General features: G+C 73.5%; 21 protein-coding genes. 4 read left to right on the top strand and 17 right to left on the bottom strand.

Translation table 11 applies throughout. The annotated features are described in order from the left end of the window. Positions 1-23: 23 nt before the first annotated feature. From ADL34_RS15935 to ADL34_RS15870, 14 genes are all read right to left on the bottom strand, one after another. Complete coding sequence (locus tag ADL34_RS15935; RefSeq protein WP_062673640.1) at positions 24-458, bottom strand: VOC family protein; 435 nt, start codon at positions 456-458, stop codon at positions 24-26. Between the two features lie 31 nt (positions 459-489). Further along, a complete protein-coding gene (locus ADL34_RS15930; protein ID WP_062673638.1) occupies positions 490-1,155 on the bottom strand; it encodes a response regulator in 666 nt (221 codons plus the stop codon). Continuing rightward, complete coding sequence (locus tag ADL34_RS15925; protein WP_062673806.1) at positions 1,152-2,504, bottom strand: sensor histidine kinase; 1,353 nt, start codon at positions 2,502-2,504, stop codon at positions 1,152-1,154. Before ADL34_RS15925 ends, ADL34_RS15930 begins: the two co-directional genes overlap by 4 nt. Positions 2,505-2,641: 137 nt before the next feature. Continuing rightward, on the bottom strand, positions 2,642-3,511 hold the full coding sequence (locus ADL34_RS15920; RefSeq protein ID WP_062673636.1) for an alpha/beta hydrolase: 870 nt from the start codon (positions 3,509-3,511) through the stop codon (positions 2,642-2,644). 213 nt (positions 3,512-3,724) lie between these two features. Then, complete coding sequence (kynU, locus tag ADL34_RS15915) at positions 3,725-4,921, bottom strand: kynureninase (RefSeq protein WP_062673634.1); 1,197 nt, start codon at positions 4,919-4,921, stop codon at positions 3,725-3,727. Then, positions 4,914-5,774 carry a tryptophan 2,3-dioxygenase family protein gene (locus tag ADL34_RS15910; protein WP_062673632.1) on the bottom strand — a complete coding sequence of 287 codons (861 nt, stop codon included), beginning with the start codon at positions 5,772-5,774 and terminating at the stop codon, positions 4,914-4,916. The genes kynU and ADL34_RS15910 overlap by 8 nt, the downstream gene beginning before the upstream one ends. Before the next feature lie 152 nt (positions 5,775-5,926). Then, positions 5,927-6,340 carry a DUF3151 domain-containing protein gene (locus ADL34_RS15905; RefSeq protein WP_062673630.1) on the bottom strand — a complete coding sequence of 138 codons (414 nt, stop codon included), beginning with the start codon at positions 6,338-6,340 and terminating at the stop codon, positions 5,927-5,929. A gap of 125 nt (positions 6,341-6,465) precedes the next feature. Then, on the bottom strand, positions 6,466-7,935 hold the full coding sequence (locus ADL34_RS15900) for an MFS transporter (RefSeq protein ID WP_062673628.1): 1,470 nt from the start codon (positions 7,933-7,935) through the stop codon (positions 6,466-6,468). Between the two features lie 71 nt (positions 7,936-8,006). After that, positions 8,007-9,038, bottom strand: a complete 1,032-nt coding sequence (gene fbaA / locus ADL34_RS15895; RefSeq protein WP_062673627.1) for a class II fructose-bisphosphate aldolase — start codon at positions 9,036-9,038, stop codon at positions 8,007-8,009. 170 nt (positions 9,039-9,208) lie between these two features. Continuing rightward, positions 9,209-9,757: an orotate phosphoribosyltransferase gene (pyrE, locus tag ADL34_RS15890; protein ID WP_055621234.1), complete on the bottom strand. Its 549-nt coding sequence runs from the start codon at positions 9,755-9,757 to the stop codon at positions 9,209-9,211. A gap of 10 nt (positions 9,758-9,767) precedes the next feature. Further along, entirely contained in the window at positions 9,768-10,562 is a 795-nt protein-coding gene (locus tag ADL34_RS15885) for an aldose epimerase (protein WP_062673625.1), read from the bottom strand. Positions 10,563-10,602: 40 nt separating this feature from the next. Further along, the gene (locus ADL34_RS15880; RefSeq protein WP_062673623.1) at positions 10,603-11,508 is read right to left on the bottom strand and encodes an SRPBCC family protein; all 906 of its coding nucleotides are present in this window, start codon (positions 11,506-11,508) and stop codon (positions 10,603-10,605) included. Positions 11,509-11,610: 102 nt separating this feature from the next. After that, complete coding sequence (locus ADL34_RS15875) at positions 11,611-13,209, bottom strand: polyamine aminopropyltransferase (protein ID WP_062673804.1); 1,599 nt, start codon at positions 13,207-13,209, stop codon at positions 11,611-11,613. A gap of 80 nt (positions 13,210-13,289) precedes the next feature. After that, the gene (locus ADL34_RS15870) at positions 13,290-13,856 is read right to left on the bottom strand and encodes a DUF2617 family protein (RefSeq protein WP_062673621.1); all 567 of its coding nucleotides are present in this window, start codon (positions 13,854-13,856) and stop codon (positions 13,290-13,292) included. A 497-nt stretch (positions 13,857-14,353) separates the two neighbouring features. Here ADL34_RS15870 and ADL34_RS36105 point away from each other — a divergent pair, with 497 nt between their 5' ends. Beyond that, positions 14,354-14,683: a hypothetical protein gene (locus ADL34_RS36105; RefSeq protein ID WP_062673618.1), complete on the top strand. Its 330-nt coding sequence runs from the start codon at positions 14,354-14,356 to the stop codon at positions 14,681-14,683. Between the two features lie 40 nt (positions 14,684-14,723). Here the strand turns inward: ADL34_RS36105 and ADL34_RS15860 are convergent, their stop codons facing one another. Beyond that, positions 14,724-15,347: a hypothetical protein gene (locus tag ADL34_RS15860; RefSeq protein ID WP_062673616.1), complete on the bottom strand. Its 624-nt coding sequence runs from the start codon at positions 15,345-15,347 to the stop codon at positions 14,724-14,726. Between the two features lie 97 nt (positions 15,348-15,444). Here ADL34_RS15860 and ADL34_RS15855 point away from each other — a divergent pair, with 97 nt between their 5' ends. Both ADL34_RS15855 and ADL34_RS15850 read left to right on the top strand, forming a co-directional pair. After that, a complete protein-coding gene (locus ADL34_RS15855; protein WP_062673614.1) occupies positions 15,445-16,638 on the top strand; it encodes a pyridoxal phosphate-dependent aminotransferase in 1,194 nt (397 codons plus the stop codon). Positions 16,639-16,915: 277 nt separating this feature from the next. Next, positions 16,916-17,572, top strand: coding sequence for an SCO4225 family membrane protein (locus ADL34_RS15850; protein ID WP_062673612.1), 657 nt, complete (start codon positions 16,916-16,918; stop codon positions 17,570-17,572). Between the two features lie 79 nt (positions 17,573-17,651). On the opposite strand, the gene ADL34_RS15845 is transcribed toward ADL34_RS15850, so the two are convergent. Both ADL34_RS15845 and clpB read right to left on the bottom strand, forming a co-directional pair. After that, positions 17,652-18,176 carry a YbjN domain-containing protein gene (locus ADL34_RS15845; protein WP_062673610.1) on the bottom strand — a complete coding sequence of 175 codons (525 nt, stop codon included), beginning with the start codon at positions 18,174-18,176 and terminating at the stop codon, positions 17,652-17,654. 159 nt (positions 18,177-18,335) lie between these two features. Then, on the bottom strand, positions 18,336-20,933 hold the full coding sequence (clpB, locus tag ADL34_RS15840) for an ATP-dependent chaperone ClpB (RefSeq protein WP_062673608.1): 2,598 nt from the start codon (positions 20,931-20,933) through the stop codon (positions 18,336-18,338). A gap of 119 nt (positions 20,934-21,052) precedes the next feature. Here clpB and ADL34_RS15835 point away from each other — a divergent pair, with 119 nt between their 5' ends. Further along, a complete protein-coding gene (locus ADL34_RS15835) occupies positions 21,053-21,466 on the top strand; it encodes a pyridoxamine 5'-phosphate oxidase family protein (protein WP_062673606.1) in 414 nt (137 codons plus the stop codon). The last annotated feature ends 123 nt before the right edge of the window (positions 21,467-21,589 follow it).

Below are 21,589 nucleotides of genomic sequence, written 5' to 3'. Positions count from 1 at the left end.
CCAGGGTTTCAGGGGGACACCCGCTAGGCCGCGCCGAAGTCCGGGAGCGTGACCGTGCCGTCGTCGGCCAGCGGGAAGGACGGGTTGTGGGCGACCTCCCACGGGTGCCCGTCGGGGTCGGTGAAGGCGCCCGAGTAGAAGCCGACGACGTTGACGGCCGCCGGCTTGGTGACCGTCCCGCCCGCGTCGGTCACGGCCGCGAGCAGGGCGTCGACCTCGGCCCGCGAGCGGACGTTGTGCGCGAGGACGACGCCGCCGAACCCGCCGGGCTCCCCCGGCTCCAGCCCGCAGTCCCGGGCCAGCTTCTCCCGGCTCCACAGCACCAGCCCGAGGCCGCCCGCCTGGAAGAAGACCGTCTCCTCGACCTCCTGCCCCCGCCAGCCCAGCGCCGCGTAGAAGGACTTCGCGCGGGCGAGGTCGGAGACTCCCAGCGTGATCAGGGTGATGCGCTGTTCCATGAGGTCACCGTAGCCCCGCCGGACGTCGGTCTCAGCCGGGCGTGACCAGCCGGGCCTCGTACGCGAACACCGCCGCCTGCGTCCGGTCGCGCAGCCCGAGCTTGACCAGGATGCGGCTGACGTGGGTCTTGATCGTGGACTCGGCGACCACGAGCCGCTCGGCGATCTCGGAGTTCGACAGGCCCTGCGCGATCAGCACCAGCACCTCCGTCTCCCGCTCGGTCAGCTCCCCGTACGCCGCGTGCGCGGACGACATCGCGCGCGGGGCGTCGGACAGCTTGGAGAACTCGGTGATCAGCCGCCGGGTGACCGAGGGGGCGAGCAGCGCCTCCCCGGCGGCCACCACCCGCACCCCGTCCGCGAGCTGGCGCGCGGAGGCGTCCTTCAGCAGGAAGCCCGACGCCCCGGCCCGCAGCGCCTGGTACACGTACTCGTCGAGGTCGAACGTGGTCAGGACCAGCACCTTCGCCGCCCCGTCGGCGGCGACGATCTCGCGCGTCGCCTCGATGCCGTTCAGCTCGGGCATGCGGATGTCCATCAGCACCACGTCAGGGGCCAGCTCGCGGACCCGTTCCACCGCCTCGCGGCCGTTGACGGCCTCCCCGACGACCTCGATGTCCGGCATCGCGTTCAGCAGGACCGAGAAGCCCTCGCGGACCATCATCTGGTCGTCGGCGATCAGTACCCGGATGGTCATGCGCTGTCCTCCGCGGCCGCCTCGACGGGCAGGAACACCGCCACCTCGTAGCCGCCGTCGTCCGTCGCGGCGGCCGTCATCCGCCCGTTGAGCATGGAGACCCGCTCCCGCATGCCGGTGATGCCGTGCCCGGCGCCCGGCGACGGTTTCACCAGGGCCGGCGCGGGCGGCGGGCCGTTGACTATGCGCAGGCCGAGCCCGCCGAGGACATGGCCGACCTCGACCTGGGCGCTCGCGCCGGGCGCGTGCCGCAGGCTGTTGCTCAGCGCCTCCTGCACGATCCGGTACGCGGACAGCTCCACGCCGGGCGGCAGGTCGCGGACCGCGCCGGTCACCGTCTTGCGCACATCCAGCCCGGCCTCCCGCACATTGGCGAGCAGGGCGTCCAGGTCGGCGAGCGTGGGCTGGGGGGCGTCCGGGGCCTCGTAGTCCTCGGCGCGGACGACCCCGAGGATGCGGCGCAGCTCGGTGAGGGCGGCGACCGCGTTCTCCCGGATGGTGGCGAAGGCGCGCTCCAGCTCCTCGGGCGGGTTCTCCACCCGGTAGGGCGCGGCCTCGGCCTGGATGGCGACCACCGACATGTGGTGGGCGACCACGTCGTGCAGCTCGCGGGCGATCGTGGTGCGCTCCTCCAGCAGGGTGCGCCGGGACCGCTCCTGCGCGGTGACCGTCTGCTGGGCGGTCACCTCCTGCTGCGCGGCCTGGCGGACGTGCCGCAGGGACACCACGAGCAGGGCGAACGCGGACGTCACCAGCATCGGGGCGCCGTTGGAGTAGTAGTACGACCCTCCGATGACGCCGTCCGAGAGGACGACGTACACGGCGGTGACGACCCACATCCAGACGGCGGTGCGGGGCCGGGTGCGCAGCGCCACCACGACCAGCACCGTGAGGTGGCAGAGGAACGCGCCGGGCATCCACGGCCAGTCCGACCCGCCGCCGTTGAGGGCCGCGGTCACCGGTGTGATCGCGAGGGACAGCCAGAACGCGCCGACGGGCCGGGTCAGCGTGGTGACGACGGGCAGCGCGCACAGCAGACCGGTCAGCAGGGCCCTGCCGTCCCCGCCGGGCGCGCTGCCGGACAGGCTGCCGATCAGCAGCGTGAACAGCGCGATCCCGGCGACCACCGCGTGCGGGAGGCGTTCGGCGGCGGTGCGTATCCGGGCGGGAAGGCGGCGCAGGAACGGGCCGTCGGTGTGCCGGGGCGGCAGCGGACGGTAGGCGAAGGGGTCGCGGAACAGGTCCTCGCGCAGTCCCTGCAGCGAGTTGCGGGCCAGCCGGTACTCCGGGCTGCGCTGCTTGCCCGCGTCGCCCGGCGGCGGGGGCGGCATCTGGGTCGTCTCGGTCACGTACAGCACCGTAGGCGCAGGGCGGGGGTCCGGTCGTCCCCATGGAGGCGGGTTCTCCCGCGTACATCTCAGGTACTACGCGGAGCACCGCAGGTCGCGGGGGGTGCGGCCGGTGCGGCGGGCCACGGCCCGCCCGCTCACCACGCCAGCTGGGCGATCTCCTCGGCCACGACCGCGCAGGCGTCCGCCGCCGGGTCGATCAGCGGGAAGTGGCCGACGTCCTCCAGCAGGGTCAGCCCGGCCACCTCGCCCGCCTTCGCCGCGGCGTCCGCGTACGCCTCGGCGACGGCCTGCGGGACCACGATGTCGGTACGGCCCTGGACCAGCGTCGTCGCGATGCCGGTGGGCAGCAGCAGCGCGGGATCGGCGTACGGCTGCCGCTCGGCGAACTCCGGTCCGCTGCCGAGGAGCTGGCGTACGGCGCCGCCGCAGACCTCCAGCTTGTCGGCGACGGAGAGGTCGGCGATCGGGGCGAGCGCCACGACCCCGCGCAGCGGCGGGGGCCCGTCGGTGCGCCACACGGAGCCGGCGGGCAGGACGTGCCGGGCGGCCGCCCACAGCGCCAGGTGCCCTCCGGCGGAGTGCCCGGCGAGCACCATCCGGCGCGGGTCCGCCTGCGGCAGCGCCTTCCCGGCCAGCGCGGGCAGCGCGTCCAGGGCGGCGGCCACGTCGTCGAAGGTGTCCGGCCAGCGCCCGGCGTCCGTCTCGGACCCTTCGGCGCCCCGCCGGTACTCCACGTTGGCCACGGCGAAGCCGCGCCGGGCCAGGAAGTCCGCGAACGGGGTGAGGTGCCGCCGGTCGTAGGGGGCCCGCCAGGCGCCGCCGTGCAGCAGGACGACCAGGGGTACCGGACCGGCGGGCACGTCGGTGCCGCGCGGCGCGTAGAAGTCGACGACCTGGTCGGGGTGGGGACCGTAGGAGGCGGTGGCGTCGGGTTCGACGGGCGGGTGCGAGAAGGCCGACTCCTCCTCGGCGGCGTCCCGGGCAGCGGCGACGGCGTCCGGCATGCTCCAACCTCTCAGCGGCGAAACGGAATTGGACGGAAGCGGGGGTGACGGACCAGGGGACACCTCGGCCGTTGGCGGGGACGCTATCAGGCGGATGACGTGCGCGAACACACGCGTGTCACGCACGGTGAGGTCCCACGGGCGGCCGGCACCGGAACGCCCCCGCCGCGCACGCGGCGCGGCGGGGGCGTTCGTCCCTGAAACCGGCCCGGTCTAGCCGCCCAGCACGTCCGCCAGGACGCGGGCCGCCCGCTCGGTGTCCGCGAAGGACACGTACAGCGGCGTGAAGCCGAAACGCAGCACGTCGGGGTGGCGGAAGTCGCCGACCACGCCCCGCGCGATCAGCTCCCGCATCACGTCCCCGGCGTCGGCACACCGCAGCGCGACCTGGCTGCCGCGCTCGGCGTGCGCGGCCGGCGTGACCGACTCCACCCGCCCGGCGGGCGCGTACGCCTCGACGCACTCCAGGAAGAAGTCCGTCAACGCGAGCGACTTGGCCCGCACCGCCTCCACCGGCACCCCGTCCCACACGTCCAGGGCCGCCTCCAGGGCCAGCATGGACAGGATGTCGGGCGTGCCGACCCGGCCGCGCAGGGCGCCGGGGGCCGCGGCGAAGTCCCGGTGCATGCCGAAGGGTTCGGCATGCGAGTTCCACCCCGGCAGCGGCGAGTCGAACCGGTCCTGGAGGCCGTGGCGCACGTACAGGTACGCCGGTGAACCCGGGCCGCCGTTCAGGTACTTGTAGGTGCAGCCGACCGCCAGGTCCACGCCGTGCTCGTCCAGCCCGACGGGCAGCGCGCCCGCGCTGTGGCACAGGTCCCACACGGACACGGCGCCCGCCGCGCGCACGGCGGCCGTGAGCGACGGCAGGTCGTGCAGCCGCCCGGTGCGGTAGTCGACGTGGTTGAGCAGCACGGCGGCCGTCCGGTCGCCCAGCGCGTCCGGCACCTCGGCCGGCGTCACGGGCCGCAGCGTACGGCCGGTCATCCGGGCCGCCGACTCGGCGATGTACCCGTCGGTGGGGAACGTGGTCGCGTCGACGAGGATCTCGTCGCGGCCGTCCCCGGCGATGCGCACGGCGGCCACCAGTGCCTTGAAGACGTTGACGCTGGTGGAGTCGCCGACGACGATCTGCCCGGCCGCCGCGCCGACCAGCGGGGCGATCCGGTCGCCGATCCGCTCGGGCGCGGTCCACCAGCCGCTCTCGTCCCAGGAGCGGATGCGCAGCTCGCCCCACTGCCGGCGCACGACGTCCTCGACCCGGCCGGGGACGTGCGCGGGCAGGGCGCCCAGGGAGTTGCCGTCGAGGTAGACGACGTCGTCCAGGACGAACCGCGCGCGGACGCCCGCGAGGTCGTCCGCGGCGTCCAGCTTCTCGGCCCGCGCGGCGAGCTCGGTCGGCTCAGACATGGGACCTCGCCGTCCACAGCTCCGGGAAGACGTTCTTCTGGGCGCGCTTCTCCAGCCAGGCCACCCCGGCCGAGCCGCCGGTGCCGGCCTTGGCGCCCATCGCGCGGCGGGTCGCGACCAGGTGGTCGTTGCGCCAGCGCCACACCAGTTCGGCGACGTCCGTCAGCGCCTCGCCCAGACGGGTGAGCTCGGCGTTCTGGTCGCCGGTGTAGATCTCCGTCCAGACCGCCTCGACGTCCTCCGAGGGCTCGTAGCGGCGGGTGACGTCCCGCGTGAGCACCGCATCGGGGACGGCGTGGCCGCGCCGGGCGAGGAAGCGCAGCACCTCGTCGTACAGGCTCGGCTCGTGCAGGGCCTTCTCCAGCTCCGCGTGGACGCGCGGCGCGCCGCGGTGCGGGACCAGCATGGACGCCGACTTCTCGCCGAGCAGGAACTCCAGCCGGCGGTACATCGCGGACTGGAAGCCGGACCCCTCGCCGAGGGCGCTGCGGTAGGAGTTGAACTGGGCCGGCGTGAGCTGTCCGAGCGGCGTCCAGGAGGCGTTCAGGGCCTCCAGCTCCCGCACGGACCGCTTGAGGGCGTCGACGGCCACACCGGGGCGGTCCTCGCGCAGCGCGCGGGCCGCGGTCTCCCACTCGTGGACGATGACGGTGAACCACAGCTCCATGACCTGGGTCGTGACCAGGAAGACCATCTCTCCGGGATCGTCGGAGAGGGTGTGCTGCAGGTGGGTGAGGACGTCCGCCTTGACGTAGTCCTCGTACGGTGTCGTACCCGCGAAGTCGAGGTTCGGGGTCTCGGGCTCCTGAGTCCCCGCGGTGGTGTCCGCGGACCGATGAGCCTGCTGGGACATCGCTGTCTCCTGTGTAACTACGGGTAGCGGTCCGCCCTGCCGTTATCGGCAAAGGGGCCCCGGTCCCCACCGGCATCCTCAGCCATGCCCCCGGAACCTCGCAAGGCCCGCCCGGTCACACGGGTCGGGCCTCGCGGGGGCACCCGGAACGGCTAGCCCAGCGTCTGGGCGGCCGTGGGCGAGGAGTCCTTCAGGAACTGCGAGCAGCGCTCGTACTCGTCCTGCTCACCGATCGACCCGGCGGCCCGGGCGAGGGCGTGCAGGGCGCGCAGGAAGCCCCGGTTCGGCTCGTGCTCCCACGGCACGGGCCCGTGGCCCTTCCAGCCGCTGCGGCGCAGCGCGTCCAGGCCCCGGTGGTAGCCGGTCCGGGCGTAGGCGTACGACTCGACGACGCTGCCCCGCTCGAACGCCTCGTCGGCGAGCTGGGCCCAGGCCAGGGAGGAGGTCGGGTACCGGGCGGCGACGTCCGAGGGCGCGGTACCGCTCGCGAGCGCCTCGCGGGGCTCCGGGTCGTCGGGCAGATGGGTCGGGGGCGGACCCCCGAGCAGGTTCTCGTGAATGGCCATGCCCCCAGTGTGGTCCATCCGCCCACCCAACCCACCGCGCCCCCACCAGCCCGTCCGGCGCTCGAGGACGAGGCCCGTCCAGGGCCGAAGCGGGGGCCCGGGGGCGGCAGCCCCCGGAGACGGCCCTACTCCCCCAGCCGCGCCTTGCTCCGCTGCCCCTCCAACGGAGGCGTCACCACGGAAGCGTGCCGCAGGCACTCCGGCTTACGGCAGCCGGGCGGCAGCGACCGCACGGTCGCGAACGCCACCACCGCCCCCACCACCAGCACCCCCGCACAGATCGGCATGGCCCGCCGGAACGCGGCGTCGAACGCCGGCGCCGACCGGTACGCCTCCTCGCCCATCCCCGCGAGCAGCGGCAGCGCGGCCACCGCGATCAGCCCCGCCGCCCGCGCCGCCGCGTTGTTGATCCCGCTGGCCAGCCCCGCCCGGGCGGTGTCGACGGACCCGAGGACGGTCGCCGTCAGCGGGGCGACCAGCGTGACCATGCCGGTGCCCAGCACGAGCAGCGCGGGCAGCACGTCGGACACGTACACGGCGTCCGGGCCCACCCGCAGCATCAGCAGCATCCCGGCCGCGCACACCAGCGGCCCCACGGTGAGCGGGATGCGCGGGCCGATCCGGTCCGCGAGGGCGCCCGAGCGCGCCGAGAACAGCAGCATCAGCCCGGTCGTCGGCAGCAGGGCCGCGCCGGCCGCGAGCGCCGAGTACCCGGCGACCACCTGGAGCTGGAGCGCGGCCAGGAAGAAGAAGCCGCCGAAGGCCGCGTACACGCACAGCGTGACCAGGTTGACGGCCGTGAACTGCCGCGAGCGGAAGATGTCGGGCGGCATCATCGGATCGCTCCGGTGCCGCTCGACCCGCACGAAGGCGGCCCCGGCGCCCACACCCGCCACCGCGGCCACCGCGACCGTCGCCGACCCCTTCGGCGCCTCGATCAGCGCGTACGTCACGAGGGCCAGGGACAGCGCGCCCAGGGCGGCCCCGAGCACGTCGAAGCGGCCGTGCCGGGTCCCGTCGCCCGACTCGGGGACGTGCCGCACGGCGATCGGCGCGCACACCAGCGCCACCGGGACGTTCAGCAGGAAGACCCAGCGCCAGCCCGGCCCGTCGACCAGCCAGCCGCCCACGAAGGGCCCGACGGCCGCCCCGATCCCGCCGAACCCGGACCACAGGCCGACCGCCCGCGCCCGGTCGTCGGGGTGGAAGGAGGCCTGGATCAGCGCCAGCGACCCGGGGGTGAGCAGCGCCCCGCCGATGCCCTGGAGGGCGCGCGCGGCGATCAGCACCTCGACGCCGGGCGCGAGCCCGCACAGCAGGGAGGCCGCCGCGAACCACACCACGCCCACGACGAAGACGCGGCGCCGCCCGTACCGGTCGCCGAGGGAGCCGCCGAGCAGGATCAGCCCGGCCAGCGTCAGCATGTACGCGTTGACGGTCCACTGGAGCGCGGCGAGGTCGGCGTCGAGGTCGCGGCCGATGCGCGGCAGGGCGACGTTGACGACGGTGGAGTCCAGCATCGCCATGCTGGAGCCGAGGACGGTGGTGAGCAGGATCCACCGGCCCTGCGTTGAGGCCAGCCGGACATCGGGCATGTCCCCAGGTATACAGCGAGCCCGGCGCCAAGGGCAGGCGCCGGGCTCGCGGGTCCCCGGAGGGACGAGAACTACTTGATCTTCGTACCGGCGGAGCGCAGGTGCGTGCAGGCCTCGGTCACACGCGCGGCCATGGACGCCTCGGCGAGCTTGCCCCAGGTCCGCGGGTCGTAGGTCTTCTTGTTGCCGACCTCGCCGTCGACCTTCAGGACGCCGTCGTAGTTGCGGAACATGTGGTCCGCGACCGGACGCGTGAACGCGTACTGGGTGTCGGTGTCGATGTTCATCTTGACGACGCCGTTCTCCAGCGCGGTGCGGATCTCCTCCTCGGTGGAGCCCGAGCCGCCGTGGAAGACGAAGTCGAACGGCTGCGAGCCGGCCGGCTTGCCGTACTTGGCGGCGATGCCCTCGTTGAGCTCCTTCAGCAGCTCGGGACGCAGGACGACGTTGCCCGGCTTGTACACGCCGTGGACGTTGCCGAAGGACGCGGCGAGCAGGTAGCGGCCCTTCTCGCCCAGGCCCAGGGCCTCGGCGGTGCGGACCGCGTCGTCGACCGTGGTGTAGAGGGAGTCGTTGATCTCGTGGGTGACGCCGTCCTCCTCGCCACCGGTCGGGGTGATCTCGACCTCGAGGATGATCTTGGCGGCGCGGGCGCGCTCCAGCAGCTCCTGCGCGATGGCGAGGTTGTCGGCCAGGGTCTCCGCCGAGCCGTCCCACATGTGCGACTGGAACAGCGGGTTCTCACCGCGCGCGACGCGCTCCTCGGACACCGCGAGCAGCGGGCGTACGTACCCGTCGAGCTTGTCCTTCGGGCAGTGGTCGGTGTGCAGCGCGACGGTGACGTCGTACTTATTGGCGACGATGTGCGCGAACTCGGCCAGGGCGACGGCGCCGGTGACCATGTCCTTGCTGTGCTGACCGCCCAGGAACTCGGCACCACCCGTGGAGATCTGGATGATGCCGTCGCTCTCCGCCTCCGCGAAGCCGCGCAGGGCCGCGTGCAGGGTCTGGGAGGAGGTCACGTTGATGGCCGGGTAGGCGAACTTGCCTGCCTTCGCCCGGTCGAGCATCTCGTTGTAGACCTCGGGGGTTGCGATGGGCATCTGTCCGCTCCTTGGAGTGTGCGGGTCGGCGTACTGCGTACGGCGTTCTTCTTGGCCCTGACCTAGACCTTGGGGGGTGTGACGTCGTCGTCGGCGCCCATCTTTCCAGACGAACCCGGATGCTCCGAGCGTCTGTCACCAGCCGAGACGGACCCGGCCGGCGGGCAAGGTCAGTCCAGGCCGAGCTCGTCCTTGGAGTACGCGTACAGGTACGGCACTTGGGCGCCCTCGCGGATCTTCTCGGCGGCACCGGTGGCCCGGTCGACGATGGTCGCGACGCCGGCGACCTCGGCGCCCGCCTCGCGTACGGCCTCGACGGCGGTGAGCGGCGAACCGCCGGTGGTGGAGGTGTCCTCGACGACGAGCACGCGGCGGCCCGCGATGTCCGGTCCCTCGACGCGGCGCTGGAGGCCGTGCGCCTTGGCGGCCTTGCGGACGACGAAGGCGTCGAGCCGGCGGCCGCGCGCGGCGGCGGCGTGCAGCATGGCGGCGGCGACCGGGTCGGCGCCCATGGTCAGCCCGCCCACGGCGTCGAACTCCAGGTCGGCGGTCAGGTCGAGCAGCACCTGCCCGACCAGCGGGGCGGCCTCGCCGTCGAGCGTGATGCGCCGCAGGTCGACGTAGTAGTCGGCCTCGAGGCCCGACGACAGGGTCACCTTGCCGTGCACCACGGCCTTGTCCTTGATCTGCTGCAGCAGCGCCGCGCGAACGTCAGTCATGCCGCCCAGCTTAGAGGCGGTGCCAGGTCCAGACGGTCGTGGCCTCCAGCGGCTCCAGGGGCGTGACCAGGCGGGGGAGGGTGTTCAGGCCGTCGGGCGGCCCGGTCTGCGGTTCGACGCAGACGGCGGCCTCCTGCTCGTCGTAGACGACGACCCACTCCTCACGGCTGGTCACCTTCAGCTCCAGGCGCCCGGGCCAGGTGAGGGTGACGTCGACGCCGCCGGGCATCCCGAAGCAGTCGTCCCAGGGGCCGGGCCTCGGCTCGACCCGGTTGCCGGTGGGGAGGTGGTCGTCGCCGCGCTCCTCCTGCCAGGCCGGGGTGAAGTCGAGCCGCACGTCCTGGCCGCCGTCGCCGAGGTTCCGGTTGAACCAGGGGTGCCAGCCGATCTGCGCCGGGAAGGACGCGTCGTACGTCTCCACGGACATGGTCAGGCTGAGGCTGTCCGGGGTGAGCGTGACGGCCTGGGTGACCCGGCCCGGGTAGGGCCACGGCTCGACGAGGTCGTAGGTGAGGACTGCCTCGGCGCCGGTGTGCCGGGCGACCTTCCAGGCGTCGTCGCGGGCCGTTCCGTGGATGGCGTGGGGCGGTGCGTTGAGCGGCATCTGCCGTACCTCTGCGCCGTCACGGAAGCGGCCGTCGCGGATGCGCCCGCACCAGGGCACCATCGGGAAGCAGCCGAACCGCTCCCCCTGCCGCAGCAGCTCCGTCCCGCCGACGCGCAGTCCCCCGACCCGTCCGCCGTTGCCCGGCAGCACGTCCACCTCCGCGTCGCCCGCGGTCAGCGTGATCTGTTCGGTACGCACAGGACGACCCTACCGGGGGCGATCAAGACCGCCCGGCGGGTCAGCGGCGGCGGCGCAGCATCCGGCCGGCCACGATCGCCGAGGCCAGCACGACCGCGGCGGCCGGGGCGGCCCAGCGCAGCGTGGAGTTCGGTGCGAGGGACTGCGGCGGCGGCACCGGCGCGTACCGGCCGCGCGGCGGGGCGTGGTCGACCTCCTCGGCGCTGCGTCCGATCATCGTGCGCCGGGCGTGCGCGGCCTCCGCGACGGGCGCCTCGCCGTCGGTCCCATCGGTCTCGTCGGTCGCGTCGTTCTCGTCGGCCGCGTCGTTCTCGTCGGCCGCTTCGGGTTCCGCCTCCGTGTCGGCCTCCGGGTCCAGCGCCGGTGGCGGCACCTCGGTGTCGAACACGGACGCCGGGTCGGGAACCGGCGGGTCCTCCGCGTCCGGTGTCGTCTCGAAGTCGCTGGTCACGCGGGGCTCGAACTCGCCCGGCGCCAGCGCCTCCTCGACCCCTTCTCCGGCGGTCTCCGGCCCGGCGGACTCCGCCGCCACCGCGCCGAGCTGCTCGGCGAACCGGTTCAGCAGCCGGGTGACGGCCGCGTGCACGGCGTCGGCCTCGAACTCGGTGACCCGCCCGTCCGCGGAGGCGCCGCCCTCGACGGCGAGCGTCGAACCGCCGTCGGCGTCGCGCACGCGCAGGGTGAGCGCGAGCTTCACGGAACCGGTCCTGCGCGCCTCGGTCGCGTCGCCCTCCACGGCGTACGCCCCGCCGTCGCGCGCGGTGACGCGCACGGCGCCCCGGTAGGTGATGGTGTGCCCGCCGACGCGCAGCTTCAGGCGCCCCGCGACGGGGTCGGCACCGGCGTCCTGCTGGAGCCCGGGGACCGCGCGGGCGACCCGCACGGGGTCGGCCAGCACCTCCCTGAGCCGCTCGGCCGCGACCGGAACGAACACCTCATGCTCCATGCCGATCGAGCCTACCCAGCATGGCGTGAACCGCACCCACACAATGCCGGGATTCGGCGGCCGGACGCCGGCCGGGGGCGCTCAGTAGCGTGGATGCACGAGTCAGTAGCGCGGATGCACGAGCGTCGACGCCGGCAGCCCGCCGATCCGGGACGCCTCGGCCGCCCGTACCCCGGCCGCGAGGCCCGCGCGGGTGAGCGCACCCGTCCCCGCCCGCAGCGGCGGCGGGCCGTCCCGCCCGGCCAGCACGAACCCCCAGTCGTCCGGCGCCCGCGCCGGTCCCGCCGCCGGATCGCGCACCGCGAGGGAGTACGGCGTGGTCCGCAGCCCGGCCGCGCGCAGGGTGGCCTCGACGGTCCACAGGACGCGCGGGTCCGCAGTGAGGGACCCGGCGTGCACGGAGAGGCGCCCGTGCGGGGTGAGGGCGCGGCGGGCGAGGCCGTAGAACTCCTGCGAGTACAGCCCGGCGCTGTCCGTCACGCCGGGGTCGGGCAGATCGGAGAGGATCACGTCGTACGAGCCCGGCGGCACCGACCGCAGCAGACGGAAGGCGTCGGTGTCCCGCACGCGGACGCGCGGGTCGCCGTGGACGTACCCGTTGAGCCGGGACAGCGGCGGGTCCTCGCGGGCCAGCCGGACCACCTCGGGGTCGGACTCGACGATGTCGACCCGGCGCACGCCGGGGTGGCTCAGCACCTCGCGGGCCGCCAGCCCGTCTCCGCCGCCGAGGATCAGCACGCGCGCGTGCCCGCCGCTCATCGCGGGGTGCACCAGCGCCTCGTGATAGCGGCCCTCGTCGCGGCCGCTGACCCGGAGCCGCCCGTCGAGGAACAGGTCGAGGGGCCGGCCGCCGGTGCCGCCGGTGATGACGACCTCCTGGGTGTCCGTCCGCACGGCCACCCGGACGTCCGGCCCGTACACCGCGTGCCGCGCGGCCCGCTCGAAGTCGTCGACGAGGACGGCGGCCGCGGCGAGGACGCCGAGCACGGCGAGGTTGACGGCGAGGAGGACCCGGCGGGCCCGGGGGCTGAGGTCGGCGCGGAACACCCCGAGGACGAGCGCCGCGCCCACGACCGCGTTGACCGCGCCGGTGATCAGGGCCGACGTCAGCTGGCCCAGCAGCGGCAGCAGGAGGAAGGGGAAGGCCAGCCCGCCGACGAGCGCGCCGACGTAGTCCGCCGCGAACAGGTCGGCCACCGCGCCGCCCGCGTCCTGCCGGCGGATGCGCTGGATCAGCTCCATCAGCAGCGGGACCTCGGCGCCGATGAGCAGCCCGATGATGAGGGAGAAGGCGACGAGGAGCACGCGGGGCGCGTGCGCCCACGGGCCGCCCCAGTCGCCGGTCCAGGCGAACACGGCGTACAGGGCGAGGGCGCTGCACCCGCCGACCAGCGCGAGGACCGCCTCGATGGCGCCGAACCCGGCGGCGGCCCGGGGCCGGAGCCGCTTGGCGGCGAGCGAGCCGATGCCCATGGCGAAGACCATGACGGACAGGACGACGGACGCCTGGGTGACCGAATCGCCGATCAAGTACGAGGCGAGGGCGACGAGTTCCAGCTCGTACACGAGTCCGCAGGCGGCGCAGACGAAGACGCCCGCGAGGACCAGGAACCGCCCGGTGTCCGGCCGGACCGGCAGCCGCGCCCGGCCGCCCCAGGGGGGCGTCGTGCCGGGGGGCGCGGGGGCGTGCGGTTCGATCACGTTGCCGACGGTACGTGACCCCGGGGGCACGCCTCGTCACCCACACGTGTGGAATCAGCGGCTCCGGGGACGCCGGTGGTTTATCCGGCGAGGACGGCGGACGGGCGCAGCCGGCTCGCCGTGGACCGCGCGGGGACCGCCGGGACGCGCACCCCGACCCGCGTCCGCGTCGCCACCAGCTGGCCGTCCTGCGGGTAGGCGTGCCAGGTCCGCCAGTGCACCTGTCCCTCGTGGCGGCGGGCCAGCATCGCGGTGAACGCGTACGGGCTGCCGGGGAACACGCCGGCCAGGCCGTGCGGGTGGTCGGCCACCAGCGCCAGCAACTCCTGCGCGCGGCCCGCGAACTGGCCCGGCGGCAGCACCTCCACCCGGGCGGCGAACTCGTACTCCCAGTCGCCCGCGCGCTTGGTCACGCCGAGCGGGAGGGGGGTGCTGCTGCCCGGGATGCAGGCCACCGTCTCCGAACAGCGTCCCCGCTCCTCGTCGACGAGGACCTGGTGGGAGGCGCCGAGCAGCCTCAACTGGAGGCTGACGCCGTCGAGTTCGAGGTCGAGCGTGGCCAGAGCGGGAAGCGGCTCCCGACCCAGGGTCCAGGCCAGGTCGGCGGCGCGCGTGTCGCTGTAGGCGGTGTGCAGGGTGGTGAGCATGGATGGGCTCCGCTTGGCACGCAGGAGGAAGGTGGGGTGCCGGCCGTCGTCGCACTGCCGGCACCGGGACGTCGGCCCCGTCAGCCCTGTCGGCGGTCAGATGGGTGTCCGTGGGACGTCCGAGGGGCTGCGTAGGTGAACTTCACTGAATCATGAACTGTGTCGGTGACACAGCGTTTTTACCCAAGTTCGTGGGGTTTCCATCCCTCAGAGGGCTTATCAGCTCAACTGTTCAACTCCGGCGTGCGCCTGTGCGAGGGGGCGCGCGCCGGTGCGCCCGGACGACGGAGAGCGGGGCCGGTCCAGGCACCGGCCCCGCTCTCGTGGTGGATGCGGCTCCCCCTGCTGGGTGGAGCTCAGCTGCCCTGTGTCAGCTGCTCCCGCCACCGCATCCGCCCCCTCCGCCGCACGACGACCCGCCTCCGCAGGACGAGCCGCTTGAACAGGAGGAGCTGCTCGAGCACGACGAGGAGGAGGAGCTTCCGCAGGACGACCCGGTGTCCCCGCCGCCGACCCACCAGCTGTTGTTGTGGCTGCTGTCACTGCTGCCGCTGCCGCTGCGGCTGCTGCGGCTGTACGAGGTGCGCCTGTACGAGCCACGGCCCCGCCCGCGCGCCCGGCTCACCGACCGCCGCGCGGCGTTGCGTGCGATCGACACGAAGACCAGGACGAACACCACTGCGACCAGCACCACGACAAGTCCTGTGACCATGGCGTCGGCCTCCTTCCGTTCCCCCGAGACGGACCCGGACATCCCCCCGTGGGCGCCGCCGCTCGGTGCGTGCGGGGGAGATGCCCGGGGCGCTCGCGGCCCAAAGCAGAGTTGAGGAAGTTCAGAGGAACTTCAGGGGATTCGCCGCCCGCGGGTCAGGCTCCGAGGTGCCCTCCGTCGCCGGTGCCGAGGAGGGGGTTCGCGAGCCGGCGTTCGACGGCGCCGGGCAGCGGCCACAGTGCGGACCGCCGCTTCGCGTCCTCCGCGCCCTGCCGTTCGGCGCGGCGGATGCCCGGCACGGCGAGTCCGAGCGCGGCCAGGGACACGACGAGGCCGGCGCCGAGGAGCGCACCCGCGAGCAGGGCGCCGTCCGCGAGCGCGAACGGAAGCGCGACCCCGAGACAGAGCGCGCCGAGGCCGCCGAGGACGGCGAGCATCCACCACAGCGGCGTGAGCGGGTGTTCGTCGCGCAGGTGGTCCACCAGCTGCCGGTCGGTGGGACGCCGGCGCGGGTGCTCCCCGGCGGCGGCGAACAGCTCGGCCCGCCCGCGCAGCGCCCACACGGCGTGTACGCCCACCCAGACGACGGGCAGCACGAACAGCGTCACCAGCACCAGGACGGCCTGGACCGCCCGGGGCACCGCCACCCAGCCCACGGCGTCGGCGACCACGGACGCGACGGCGGCCGCCACGAGCACGCCACCGCCCGCGCTCGCGACCACCAGCCACCGCCGTGCCGCACGCACCCGGGCGCTGAGCCGGAACTCGACCGCGTCCAACGTCCTCTCCCCTCCACGACCGCAGGCACTCTACGCACCGCCCCGCGGAGCAAGCGCCGCGCGGGCGAGTTGAGCAGAGCCCGAGCCAGGGCGGAGGATGACGGGCATGACCTCCTCCTCGCGCCCCCTGCTGAACCGACGGCTCGCCGAGTTCGGGACGACGATCTTCGCGGAGATGTCGGCGCTGGCCCTGAGCACCGGGTCCATCAACCTCGGGCAGGGCTTCCCCGACACCGACGGTCCCGAGGAGGTCCGGGAGGCCGCCGTACGGGCGCTGCGCGACGGGCGGGGCAACCAGTACCCGCCGGGCCCCGGCGTCCCCGAGCTGCGCGCGGCCGTCGTCGCGCACCAGGAGCGGCGCTACGGCCTGACGTACGACCCCGACACGGAGGTCCTGGTCACCGCGGGTGCCACGGAGGCCATCGCGGCGGCCCTGCTCGCGCTGGTGGAGCCCGGCGACGAGGTGGTCGCCCTGGAGCCCTACTACGACTCCTACGCGGCCTGCATCGCCATGGCGGGCGGGACACGGGTGCCGGTCACCCTGCGCCCGCGCGACGGCGCGTTCCGCCTCGACCTGGACGAGCTTCGGGCGGCAGTCACCGACCGCACCCGCCTCCTGCTCCTCAACACCCCGCACAACCCGACCGGCACGGTCCTCACCCGCGCGGAGCTGGCGGCGATCGCAGAGCTGGCCGTCGAGCGGGACCTGCTCGTCGTGACCGACGAGGTGTACGAGCACCTGGTCTTCGACGACGCCGAGCACATCCCGCTCGCCTCGTTCCCGGGCATGCGGGAGCGCACGGTGACGATCAGCTCGGCTGGCAAGACGTACTCGTTCACGGGCTGGAAGGTCGGCTGGGTGACGGCCTCCCCCGCCCTGGTCACGGCCGTCCGCTCGGCCAAGCAGTACCTGACGTACGTGTCGGCGGGCCCGTTCCAGTACGCGGTGGCCGAGGCGCTGTCGCTCCCGGACTCCTACTTCGAGCACTTCCGCGTGGACATGCTCGCCAAGCGGAACATCCTGGCCACCGGCCTGGAGGAGGCGGGCCTCACGGTCTACCGGCCCGCCGGCACCTACTTCATCACCGCCGACATCCGCCCCCTGGGCGAGACCGACGGCATCGCGTTCTGCCGCACCCTGCCGGAGCGGGCCGGGGTGGTCGCCATCCCCACCGCGGTCTTCTACGACCACCGCGAGGAGGGCGCCCCCTACGTCAGGTTCGCGTTCTGCAAGCGCACCGAGGTGCTGACCGACGCGGCGGAACGGCTCCGCAAGGCGTTTGCGCGCTGACCGCTGTCCTACCGGGGCCGGTCGTCCCGTCGTCAGGGGCGCTCAGCTGTCGTAAACGGTGGGGCTGGTCCTGGTGGAGGCCCTGGCCGTGCGCTGGGGGTGGGCGCCCCGGCGGCCCCTGGGCAAGACCGTGTGGGCGGAGGCGTCCGTCGGGGTGCCGGGTTCGCGGTGCTGAGTACCTGCGCAGGTGCCTGCCCGGTAGCTGTACTCATGTCTGAGCGGGACCGCACGGCCAGACTCGTCCGCATCGACCTGTACGAGCCGAAGGGCCCTTCCGATGCAGACCTCTCCCCGCCCCCGCCTGCCGCGGCTCCTCGTGCTCGGCACGGACAGCCGGCTCGCCCGGGGCTACCTCGTGCTGTTCGGCCTGAGTGTCCTGGTCATGCTCGTCCTCCCGGACAGCCCCGCCGCCATCGCGCCGATGCTGCTCACCGCGCCGCTCTCGCTGTTCGGCGTGGCTCTCCCGTTCGGGCCCGGCACCGAGGGCGGCGGGCCGGGTGAGGCGCTCGCCGTCGGGTTTTGGGCGGCCTGGGTTCTGCTGTGCGCCCTCGTCAACGCCGCCGCCCTCGGCGCCCTCGGCGCGAAGCGGGCGGCATCGACGCCGGTGCGGTCGAACGTGCCCGCCAGGAACCTGCTCGCGCCCGCCTTCGACAACTGGCCCGCCCGCGCCTACTGCGCCGTCGTCGCCGTGGCGCTCGGCTTCTTCCTGTACGCCGTGCTCCTGTCGCCGGACCCGGGCTTCGCGGGGATCTGGCCCCTCATCACCGCCGCCCCGTTCAGCTTCCTCGCCGTGCCGCTCTCGCCGCCCGCGGAGTACTCCGGGATCCCCGGGCTGGGCACGCTGGTCTTCACCGTCGCCGTGGGCCTCGCGGGACTGGTCAACGCCGTGCTGATCGGGCGGCTCGCCCACCGCATGCGGGGCGCGGGTCGCTGAGACACGGAAAGAGCCCGGCACCAGGGCCGGGCTCTCCTCAGCCCGCGGCACCGCGCCGCGGGTACGTCCGCTGCGACGACTACTCGTCGTCCTCGGGCTTGTCCGTCTCGTTGATCTCCTGCTCCAGGCCGAGCTGCTCGACGAGCCACTTGTCGAACTCGATGGCGGCCCGCACCCAGCTGACCGTCGACGAGACGAAGTGCTCCAGGCTGACGCCCGTGCCGATCAGCATCTGCGCCTCGCCGATCAGGCGGACGGTGCCGTCGTCGTGCGTGTGGCTGTAGACCTTCGGCCACAGCGTCCGGCGGTTCCAGTCGTCGATCGACTCAAGGAGCGCGGGCTTCTCGTCGATCTGGTGGGGCCGGTCGTAGAACGTCCGCACCGAGAAGACCTGCTGGTCGCCCTCGCCGCGGAACATGAAGTACGTACGGAACTGCTCCCACGGCGCCGCGAGGTCACCCTCGTCGTCGACGACGTACTTCAGCTCCATCTGGTCGAGGAGCTGCTTCACGAGGTCCTGATCCGGGATGACGGGGCCGGGCGGCGGCCCGGGCTGCGGCTGCTGGCCCCCGAAGTTCGGAATCGAGGACGGGTCGATGCTCACCGTGATTTTCCCTTCGTACGGATTCCGCCATCCTCCCCCATGCAGGGAGGGGGGTGGCAAGCCCGGACGGGCCTGTCAGCCGAGGGCTGACTCGATCCGGTCACCCGGACGGGTACCCGGTTCCCGCCGGGTACCCGTGATCACGGTGCCGGGGACGCCTCAGAGCGTCTTGCCGGTGGCCGGTCCCACGATCAGGCCGTCGCCGAAGGCGTCCACCCGGACCGTGTCGCCGTCCTTGATCTCGCCGGACAGGATCTCCTTGGCGAGCCGGTCGCCGATGGCCGTCTGGACGAGGCGGCGCAGCGGGCGGGCACCGTAGGCCGGGTCGTTGCCCTCGTCGGCGAGCCAGGCCAGGGCCGCGTCGGTGACCTCCAGGGTGAGCCGCCGCTCGGCCAGCCGCTTGGCGAGCCGGTCGATCTGGAGCCGCGCGATCCGGCTCAGCTCGTCCTTGCTGAGCGCCGAGAAGACCACGAGGTCGTCCAGCCGGTTCAGGAACTCGGGCTTGAAGGAGGCGCGGACGACCTCCAGGACCTGCTCCTTCTTCTCCGTCTCGCTGGTGATCGGGTCGACCAGGTACTGGCTGCCCAGGTTGGACGTCAGCACCAGGATCGTGTTGCGGAAGTCGACCGTGCGGCCCTGCCCGTCGGTGAGCCGCCCGTCGTCCAGCACCTGGAGCAGGATGTCGAAGACCTCGGGGTGCGCCTTCTCCACCTCGTCCAGCAGGACCACGCTGTACGGCCGCCTGCGCACGGCCTCGGTGAGCTGGCCGCCCTCCTCGTAGCCGACGTAGCCGGGCGGGGCTCCGACCAGGCGGGCCACGCTGTGCTTCTCGCCGTACTCCGACATGTCGATGCGGACCATGGCCCGCTCGTCGTCGAAGAGGAAGTCGGCGAGCGCCTTGGCCAGCTCGGTCTTGCCGACGCCGGTCGGGCCGAGGAAGAGGAACGAGCCGGTGGGCCGGTCGGGGTCGGCGATGCCGGCCCGGGTGCGGCGCACCGCGTCGGACACCGCCCGCACGGCCTCCTGCTGGCCGATCAGGCGCTTGCCCAGCTCCTCCTCCATGCGCAGCAGCTTCTGCGTCTCGCCCTCCATGAGGCGGCCCGCGGGGATGCCGGTCCAGGCGGCGACGACGTCCGCGATGTCGTCGGAGCCGACCTCCTCCTTGACCATGGTGTCCTGCGCGGCCTCCTCCTCGGCCTCGGAGGCGGCCTCCAGCTCCTTCTCCAGGGCCGGGATCTCGCCGTACAGCAGCTTGGAGGCGGTGTCGAAGTCGCCGTCGCGCTGCGCGCGCTCGGCCTGGCCGCGCACCTCGTCGAGTCGTTCCTTCAGCTCACCGACGCGGTTGAGGGACTGCTTCTCCTTCTCCCAGCGGGCGGTCAGGCCGCGCAGCTCCTCCTCGCGGTCGGCGAGGTCGCGGCGCAGCTTCTCCAGGCGCTCCCGGGAGGCGGGGTCGGTCTCCTTGTCGAGGGCCAGCTCCTCCATGCGCAGCCGGTCCACGGACCGCTGGAGCTCGTCGATCTCGACCGGCGAGGAGTCGATCTCCATGCGCAGCCGGGACGCCGCCTCGTCGACCAGGTCGATGGCCTTGTCGGGCAGGAAGCGGGAGGTGATGTACCGGTCGGACAGGGTCGCGGCGGCGACCAGCGCGCTGTCGGCGATCTGCACCTTGTGGTGGGCCTCGTAGCGGCCCTTGAGTCCGCGCAGGATGGCGATGGAGTCCTCGACGGACGGCTCGGCGACCAGCACCTGCTGGAAGCGCCGCTCCAGCGCGGGGTCCTTCTCGATCCGCTCGCGGTACTCGTCCAGGGTCGTCGCGCCGACCATGCGCAGTTCGCCGCGGGCCAGCATCGGCTTGAGCATGTTGCCGGCGTCCATGGCGGAGTCGCCGCCGGCGCCCGCGCCGACGACCGTGTGCAGCTCGTCGATGAAGGTGATGATCTGCCCGTCGGAGTCCTTGATCTCGGCCAGGACGGTCTTCAGGCGCTCCTCGAACTCGCCGCGGTACTTGGCGCCCGCGACCATCGCGCCGAGGTCGAGCGCGACGAGCCGCTTGTTCTTCAGGGACTCGGGCACGTCGCCCTTGACGATGCGCTGGGCGAGCCCTTCGACGACGGCGGTCTTGCCGACGCCGGGCTCGCCGATGAGGACGGGGTTGTTCTTGGTGCGGCGGGACAGCACCTGCACGACCCGGCGGATCTCCTGGTCCCGTCCGATGACGGGGTCGAGCTTGCCCTCGCGGGCGGCGGCGGTGAAGTCGGTGCCGAACTTCTCCAGCGCCTTGTACTGCCCCTCGGGGTCTGCGGTGGTCACGCGGCGGCCTCCCCTGGCCTTCTGGAAGGCGTCCAGCAGCTTCTTCGCGGTCGCGCCCTGGCGGGTGAGCACGTCGGCCGCGGGGCCGCCCTTGGCGGCGATCCCGAGGAGCAGGTGCTCGGTGGACAGGTACTCGTCGCCGAGGTCCTTGGCGCGGGCCTGCGCGTCCGCGATCACGGCGAGCAGGTCGCGGTTCGGCTGCGGGGGCGCCACGGTGGACCCCGTCACGCTGGGCAGGGCGGCGAGCGCCTTCTCGGTGCCGGACCGCACGGCTGCCTGGTCGGCGTCGACGGCGGCCAGCAGGTCGGTGATGTTCTCGTTGTCCTGGCCCTCGAGCAGAGCCAGCAGCAGGTGGGCGGGGGTGAGATCCGGGTGCCCCTCGGTCACGGCCCGGTTGCTTGCCGCGTTGATCGCGTCCCGGCTCCTGTTGGTCAGCTCGGCGTCCACGTGTCCCTTCTCCTCCTGGCGTCAGCTTGTCCCGGTACTGACAGAGTCAGCGTACACAAACTTGAGTCTATTCCACTCAAGGTGGGCCTGGGAGCCGTGTACCCGTTAGGTTCCCGACCATGGCCGCATACCCCCAGGATCCGGGCGCGCCCGACGCGCCGTACCTCTCCTTCTGGCAGGAGAGGCATCTGTGCACGCTGACCACGTCCCGCCCGGACGGCACCCCGCACGTGGTGCCCGTCGGTGTCACATACGAACCCGAGGCCCGGCTGGCTCGGGTGATCACGAACAAGTCCAGCAGGAAGGTGGCACACGTGCTCGCCGCCGGCGCCGCGGGCGCACGGGTCGCGGTCTGCCAGGTGGACGGCAGGCGCTGGGCGACGCTGGAGGGGGTCGCGCACGTCAGCGGCGAGCCGGAGCGGGTGCGGGAGGCCGAGCGGCGCTACGCCGTCCGGTACGGGCGGACTCCGGCGCCGAACCCGGACCGGGTGGTCATCGAGATCGCGCTGACGCGGGCCATGGGGCGCGGATGAGGCGCGTGTGAGGCACGGGACCTGGACGCGGACGCGGACCGGCCGGTTCCGGCCGCATCGGAGGTCGCTGCAAAGCGGGAAATATCCCCGAAAACTGCAGCGGCGTCACCGTGTTCAGGTCAC

It is taken from the genome of Streptomyces sp. NRRL WC-3605 (genome assembly GCF_001509795.1).
GTDB lineage: Bacteria > Actinomycetota > Actinomycetes > Streptomycetales > Streptomycetaceae > Streptomyces > Streptomyces viridochromogenes.
This window is presented reverse-complemented; position numbering and strand designations above follow the sequence as displayed.